Genomic DNA, 6,049 nt, shown 5'->3' on the forward strand with positions numbered 1-6,049 from the left:
TGGACTCATGTGGATCTTGATAAAGATGATCAATACGGTCCGTATTAAAAGACGACGACCTGCGTTTAATACCATGAACCTCATAGCCTTTTTCTAATAAGAATTCAGCAAGGTAAGCACCGTCTTGTCCGGTGATGCCGGTGATTAGCGCAACCTTTGATTGCTTTGATGTTGAATTTTTAGTGTTTAATTTTGAATTCATGATTTCCTAAAATAATCCTTTACGTATTTGTGTACTTGTTTACTTTTTAATAACTTATCAATGGTAAACCATTGGTATTCGCTATGTTGTTCAGCTGGTAAATCTGGAATCTCTTGCACTTCATATTCATAAGCCAGATTTACATAATGGGTTGATACATCCTTGTAGATACTGTCATCATAAAAATGCTCAAATACGCCTATAAATTTGGGTGTTAATGTTACCGTAATATTAAGCTCATTTTTAGCTATGCGTGCCATTGCGTTTGTAATAGTTTCATTCTTATGCACTCTGCCACCAGTTGAGAAGAAGTAGTCTTGTGCGGGTTTGTTTATGCGTTTACCTAATAAAATCTTGTTGTCTTTCTTGAGTAAGATATCAATAGAGATGAGTGGAGCTGAATCTATGACTGTTTTAAAAATTGAATCTGGTAGTTTTGAATTGTTAGTCATTGGTTTTTTCTACCACGAAAATTCACTAAAAAAATATTAGGGCTTATAAAACGCACAAGCTATGCGGCGCAAACGGAGCACAGCGTAGTTTGCGTCCGAACGAGCGCCTTGTTAGCGCTTATTTTCATTTTCAGTAACCGGATGTTCGCCAAGTGATTCTGGCAATTCCTCTAATAACTCACTTGAATGGTACTCAAGTTTTATTTCGCCTTTTGTTGCTCTCTCCGTCCAATATCTTCCATTTAGTTTTGGTTTAGGCGTTTCAATAATCTGAAATACTGCCGCTCCATCATGAGGAATACTCCTTTCATTTATACTTAGTCGAGGTTTGCTAGTATAAGAGTATGCAATATTTTTAAGCTGCCTATCTGTATCAATAACAAATCCCTCTACGTATGAGTGACTTTCCATTTCACTGGTGCGCATTAGACAGCTCACATGGAAAAATGATTGATTGATAGTCAGCATCACTGGTATTGGAGCTGGTTTCTCACCTGTTTTCGGGTTTATCCAATCAGAGTAAATATTACCCACCCAAGTGCCGTTCAAGTCTGGAAATGGTACAAGCCAACCTCGAAAAATTTTAATTTTCCATCCCCATTTAACAAAAATACCAATGGCTATCAGATCTATACTAACTACCTTTGGCACTAGACCAAAAAAATCTTTCATTTTTGAGAGATCCAAGTCATTAAAATAAGCCAATGAAAACCATGCTATGGCTGATATTCCGACCAATAAGTAGAGTGAATTTCTAATTAATACGTTACGCATTATTTGAACCCAAAATAGTTCCAAGCGGCCTTAGCAAACTCTCGCCCATCATTTCTTGTCCATTTTTGATTCGAGTGAAATAAATAGAAACAATCATTTGCTTCAACCCAACGTTCATTATCTGGTTCATCTCCTTGAAGTTCGTCCCAAATATGAAAAAGCATACCGCGAAGTCTTTCAATCCATGATGGGCTATCAAATACTGAATTTGGACAATTAAATGCTAGGCTTTCGATAAAATATGATGGCAGTTCACGAAACACCCCTTCATCCGACATTTTGTTCTCAATTCGCTTTAGAAGTCTTGCACCTTTTTTATACAAATAGCCTGTATCTTTATTTTTTTCTATTCCGCACTCAAGCTGCTGTTTTGGGTGATTAACAATATTACCACCTTGCTTTTTGAATATTTTTGTCCCACCTCTTGATTCATGTGTCATGTAGTAGCGATAGCTAAAACATGGAACAACATCAGCGTCAACTCGTGCAGAGCTCGAGTTTATTTGAATAGCTGTAGAACCTGAATCATCTACTTGGTTTGAAAATTTCCCTCTCATTGCAGCAACAAGCTCTGTTCGCAGTTTTGATGGTGTCCATACTCCCTTATATTTATTACCAGGGTTGTGTATTCCTTTTTCGGCTTCTCCCCAATAGAGTACATCAGTACATTCAACAGCTATGTCTACATCACTATCTGTACGCACATTAGTATTATTAGCATATGATCCTTTCGCATAAACCTTTAAAGAGCAATTATCAAAAGGAGCATGTGAATCAATCGCTCAGTTCTATCTTGCTTGTCTTTTTCAGCATCACTGGAGGGCTTTGTCCAACCAGTTAGTTGATCTTCCAGACTTATCAATTTTCCTTCATGGTGCTAACGCCTCACATCACCCGACGCGAAAGGAGCGCAGCGACTGAAGCGGTCGGGTGATGTGATTGTTAGCACTAATCTTCATCTAAGCCCTGATTTGGAAAAAACGTATAGTAAATCTCCTGCATATCCTTTTCGATTTCTTCACTCGTTGCCGCTATGAATGAATTGCGATCTTTTTCGTATTTTTGTGATATATATCCAATGATTAGTGACGCTAATGCTATGACCCAGAATGTTGGTTTTACCCAAGATTCAGTGCCAGTTGTTGATTGATATAAGGGAATAAGAGTGGTTCCAGCTGAAACAGCTACGCCCCAAGAAACAGATGTAATAATTTGATAAATAGAGGTGTGTCTGGGGATGGTTTTAATCTTCCTATATATTCGTTTCCAATCAACTTCTCTCACTGACATCTCAATAGCAGAAGGAATACATGTTTGAACTTTGCGATCAGAAGTTTGGAATGTCCCTGAATTCTTATTACTCATTATTGCCCCCTTTTAGCTCAATACCAGCAATAAGAGGGTTTATTAAGACGGTGTTTCCACAATTATTGCATGTTACTGGACTGACAGGGATCAAGGCTGAACCGCCTATCACCATTGAACCACCATGAAATTCACGAAGTTCATACAAACCATCAGAGACATTCCAATCATTTTTACCGCAGACCGCACACGAGACAGGTGCTTTCCATTTCTCAGCGAGATGCTTCGTAAGTTTATCGTGTTGTAGTTTGGTCAATTTCACTTATGCATTTCCTTTGGAATACTTTTCTGGTGCTAACAGTTAGTATAAGGCAATATTGCCTTATATCCCGTATTACAATGCAAAATCTGGCAAGTTGCACTTTTTATCTCTATTTTCAAACTTACTCCAATCTCTTTAAAATAGCGTCTATTGATGAGATATCGAGCTTTGAAAATCCGAACCATTTTTTACCTAGGTCTTTTAAACTGGCGCCGATTAGGTAGACTTCGTTATCGTCGAGGATTAGAAATCTGTCGTGCGACTCTTTGAAAGTTTTGATGGTGATGTTACTGTACTGTTGCTTGTATTTCTCTAGGTCTAGTTTTAGCTGTTTTGTTTGGGTATGGGTGTATATGGTGACTTTGATGTCTGGGACTTTTGAGAATAGAGTTAGCGTTATATCATCTATGGAGTTGTCTATTAAAACGATTGATTTAGTAGCTTTTCTTAATAGGTCTGAGATGAATGAGTGTGCGTCATACATTTGGTCTTTGAAGAATATGCCGCTGGTTTGCTCTTTAATGGTTTTAGCCTCTATTGCGGTGAAGATTTTATCTATGTTTGAGTTGGTGATGAGTTGGTTTTGTTCTAGTGTTTCAAGTCGTTGAAATACGGTGTTGTTTGCAGATATGAATTTTCTCATATTTACAAAGCTATCCATGATTTTAATACTTACTTCTACTGCTGCCTTGCTTGTCAAAACTGCACTGAGCATGGATACACCTTGCTCTGTAAATACATGGGGTAAATATCTTCTTCCACCATGCTGTAGCTCGCTACCCTTAGGACTCAAACTTGAGGTCGCAAATTGCGACCTCAAGTTTTCATACTCATCTTTTGTTAATTGGAATCTAAATTTTTCAGGAAATCTTTCAATATTTCTCTTAACCTGCTCATTTAATCTTTTTGGCTCAACATTATAGATATCTGCTAAATCCATGTCCAACATTACTTGCAATCCACGAACTGTGTAGATTTTGTCTTTTATCTGGGTATCGACATTATTTGTAATCAAATCACTCATGTATGCATTAATCCTCAACTCTACCGTAAATATCCTCAAATCTTACAATGTCATCTTCACCCAGGTAAGTGCCACTTTGTACTTCGATGATTTCTAGTGGCTCGTTGGTTTTATTCTCTAGAGCGTGTGTTATACCGATTGGAATATAAGTTGAATCACCTTCTTTTAATGTCAATACTTCTTCACCATTAATGGCTGTCGCCGTACCACTGACCACTACCCAATGCTCTGCGCGTTTGTGATGCATTTGAAGGGATAGTTTTGCGCCTGGATTGACATGCAGTCTTTTTACCTGGAAGTGCTCGCCCATTTCAATAGAATCGTACCAACCCCAAGGTCTGTGGACCTTGGAATGATGAATGTTTAATGTTGAATTTTGAATTTCTAGTTGTTCGACGATTTTTTTGACTTGTTGCGCCTTCTCTTTGGTTGCTATGAGTGTGGCATCAGGCGTATCAACAACAATCAGATTATCTACACCAATAGTTGTGACCATATGATGATTGGCATTGATATAAGTATTAGTGGTATCTTGTGCGATAACATCACCCTTGATTACATTGCCATTGGCATCTTTTGTGCCGATATCATGTAGTGCGGACCAGGCGCCAATATCATTCCACTGGGCATCTAGTGATACAACAACTACGTTATCACTTTTCTCCATAAGTGCATAATCAATAGAATCAGATGGAGATGACTCAAATGCTTGTTTATCAAGGCGGATAAAGTCAAGATCTTGCTTGGCATTATTAATAGCATCATTGACTGATTTAATAATATCTGGTGAATGGGTACTTAGCTCGTCAATTAACGTAGACGCCTTAAACATAAACATGCCAGAGTTCCAAAGATAATTACCTTGCTCCAAATATGACTCAGCAGTTTTTAAGTCTGGCTTTTCAACAAATTCTTCAACCTTATATGTACCGCCAATATTTTCTTCAGAAGATTTAATATAACCATAACCCGTATTAGCATCAGTTGGCACAATGCCAAAGGTTGCTAGTTTGTCTGCTTGCGCTTGTTGGCTTGCTATATTAATCGCTGCATGAAACGCTTCAATATCTTGAATAACATGGTCAGCCGATAAAACTAGTAATACCGAATCATCTGTTTGATTAAGTGATTGTAGTGCAGCGGCGGCAATGGCAGGTGCAGTGTTCCTGCCAACAGGCTCTAATAATATTGTTGGATTTTTAATATCAATTTGTTGACATTGCTCGGCTACTAAAAAACGGTGATCAGCATTACAAACAATAATCGGATCCGCAAGATTATCTAAACCGTTTAATCGCAGAATGGTTTCTTGAAGCATAGTGTTATCACCCACTAAAGGTAAATACTGCTTAGGATATTGCTTGCGAGATAGCGGCCAAAGACGTGTGCCTGAACCGCCAGACAAAATCACTGGTGTGATTTTGAATGATGAGTGCTTAATGTTTAATTTTGAATTAGTCACTGTTTGTTTTGACCGGTTTTTACTATTGAGGTTAATAGTTTTATTATCTCTTCTATTTCGCTGAGTAAGCTTTTTGTGTGATTGTCATTACTGTTTAGGTAATCAGTTTTTATTAGTAGATCTATCCAATATTTACTTTCTCTGGCCTCTTTGCTGGCTATTGCCATTTTAGCTATAAAATCTTTCTTGCTTTGAGCGGCCTGCGCTTCATTAATATTTGCACCAATTGATGTGCCTGATCGAATCAGTTGTTTTGATAAAACATATTCTCTCTTATCTTTGCTTAAGTGCTTGTATAGGTTTACAACTCTAACGGCAAACTCAAAAGATTTTTCTAAAATAATATTATCTTTCATTTTTTTATTAAATGGTGAAGATGTTTACACCAATTGTACAACGGCTACCGCACTGCAAACCCTTAAATGTTGGTTAGCAGTAGCAATAATATTAAGAGGGTTATTTTAGACCATTAAGAAGATATTGAACAGAATAAATTGATATTTTACGC

General features: G+C 37.5%; 9 protein-coding genes. All 9 read right to left on the minus strand.

The features are described 5' to 3' along the window. A partial coding sequence (locus tag PSN35_RS05490; RefSeq protein ID WP_300030589.1) for a GDP-mannose 4,6-dehydratase occupies positions 1-202 on the minus strand: 202 nt, incomplete at its 3' end. Next, positions 199-654: an NUDIX domain-containing protein gene (locus tag PSN35_RS05495; protein ID WP_300030592.1), complete on the minus strand. Its 456-nt coding sequence runs from the start codon at positions 652-654 to the stop codon at positions 199-201. The genes PSN35_RS05490 and PSN35_RS05495, both read right to left, overlap by 4 nt. Positions 655-765: 111 nt before the next feature. Beyond that, the gene (locus PSN35_RS05500; protein ID WP_300030595.1) at positions 766-1,428 is read right to left on the minus strand and encodes a hypothetical protein; all 663 of its coding nucleotides are present in this window, start codon (positions 1,426-1,428) and stop codon (positions 766-768) included. Then, a complete protein-coding gene (locus PSN35_RS05505) occupies positions 1,428-2,132 on the minus strand; it encodes a nucleotidyltransferase (RefSeq protein ID WP_367183396.1) in 705 nt (234 codons plus the stop codon). Before PSN35_RS05505 ends, PSN35_RS05500 begins: the two co-directional genes overlap by 1 nt. Positions 2,133-2,376: 244 nt before the next feature. Then, the gene (locus PSN35_RS05510; protein WP_300030597.1) at positions 2,377-2,793 is read right to left on the minus strand and encodes a hypothetical protein; all 417 of its coding nucleotides are present in this window, start codon (positions 2,791-2,793) and stop codon (positions 2,377-2,379) included. Then, entirely contained in the window at positions 2,786-3,049 is a 264-nt protein-coding gene (locus tag PSN35_RS05515) for a hypothetical protein (protein ID WP_300030600.1), read from the minus strand. Before PSN35_RS05515 ends, PSN35_RS05510 begins: the two co-directional genes overlap by 8 nt. 127 nt (positions 3,050-3,176) lie before the next feature. Then, the gene (locus tag PSN35_RS05520) at positions 3,177-4,079 is read right to left on the minus strand and encodes an ORF6N domain-containing protein (RefSeq protein WP_300030603.1); all 903 of its coding nucleotides are present in this window, start codon (positions 4,077-4,079) and stop codon (positions 3,177-3,179) included. 7 nt (positions 4,080-4,086) lie between these two features. Next, positions 4,087-5,541: a mannose-1-phosphate guanylyltransferase/mannose-6-phosphate isomerase gene (locus tag PSN35_RS05525; protein ID WP_300030606.1), complete on the minus strand. Its 1,455-nt coding sequence runs from the start codon at positions 5,539-5,541 to the stop codon at positions 4,087-4,089. After that, on the minus strand, positions 5,538-5,897 hold the full coding sequence (locus PSN35_RS05530; protein WP_300030609.1) for a four helix bundle protein: 360 nt from the start codon (positions 5,895-5,897) through the stop codon (positions 5,538-5,540). Before PSN35_RS05530 ends, PSN35_RS05525 begins: the two co-directional genes overlap by 4 nt. Positions 5,898-6,049: the final 152 nt, after the last annotated feature.

Origin of the sequence: Candidatus Thioglobus sp. (assembly GCF_028599055.1) — a bacterium.
Classification (GTDB): Bacteria; Pseudomonadota; Gammaproteobacteria; order PS1; family Pseudothioglobaceae; genus Thioglobus_A.

Coding starts and splice junctions, on each gene's coding strand:
- PSN35_RS05530 (WP_300030609.1), bottom strand. CDS start 5,897: ATGAAAGATAATATTATTTTAGAAAAATCTTTTGAGTTTGCCGTTAGA.
- PSN35_RS05500 (WP_300030595.1), bottom strand. CDS start 1,428: ATGCGTAACGTATTAATTAGAAATTCACTCTACTTATTGGTCGGAATA.
- PSN35_RS05520 (WP_300030603.1), bottom strand. CDS start 4,079: ATGAGTGATTTGATTACAAATAATGTCGATACCCAGATAAAAGACAAA.
- PSN35_RS05510 (WP_300030597.1), bottom strand. CDS start 2,793: ATGAGTAATAAGAATTCAGGGACATTCCAAACTTCTGATCGCAAAGTT.
- PSN35_RS05495 (WP_300030592.1), bottom strand. CDS start 654: ATGACTAACAATTCAAAACTACCAGATTCAATTTTTAAAACAGTCATA.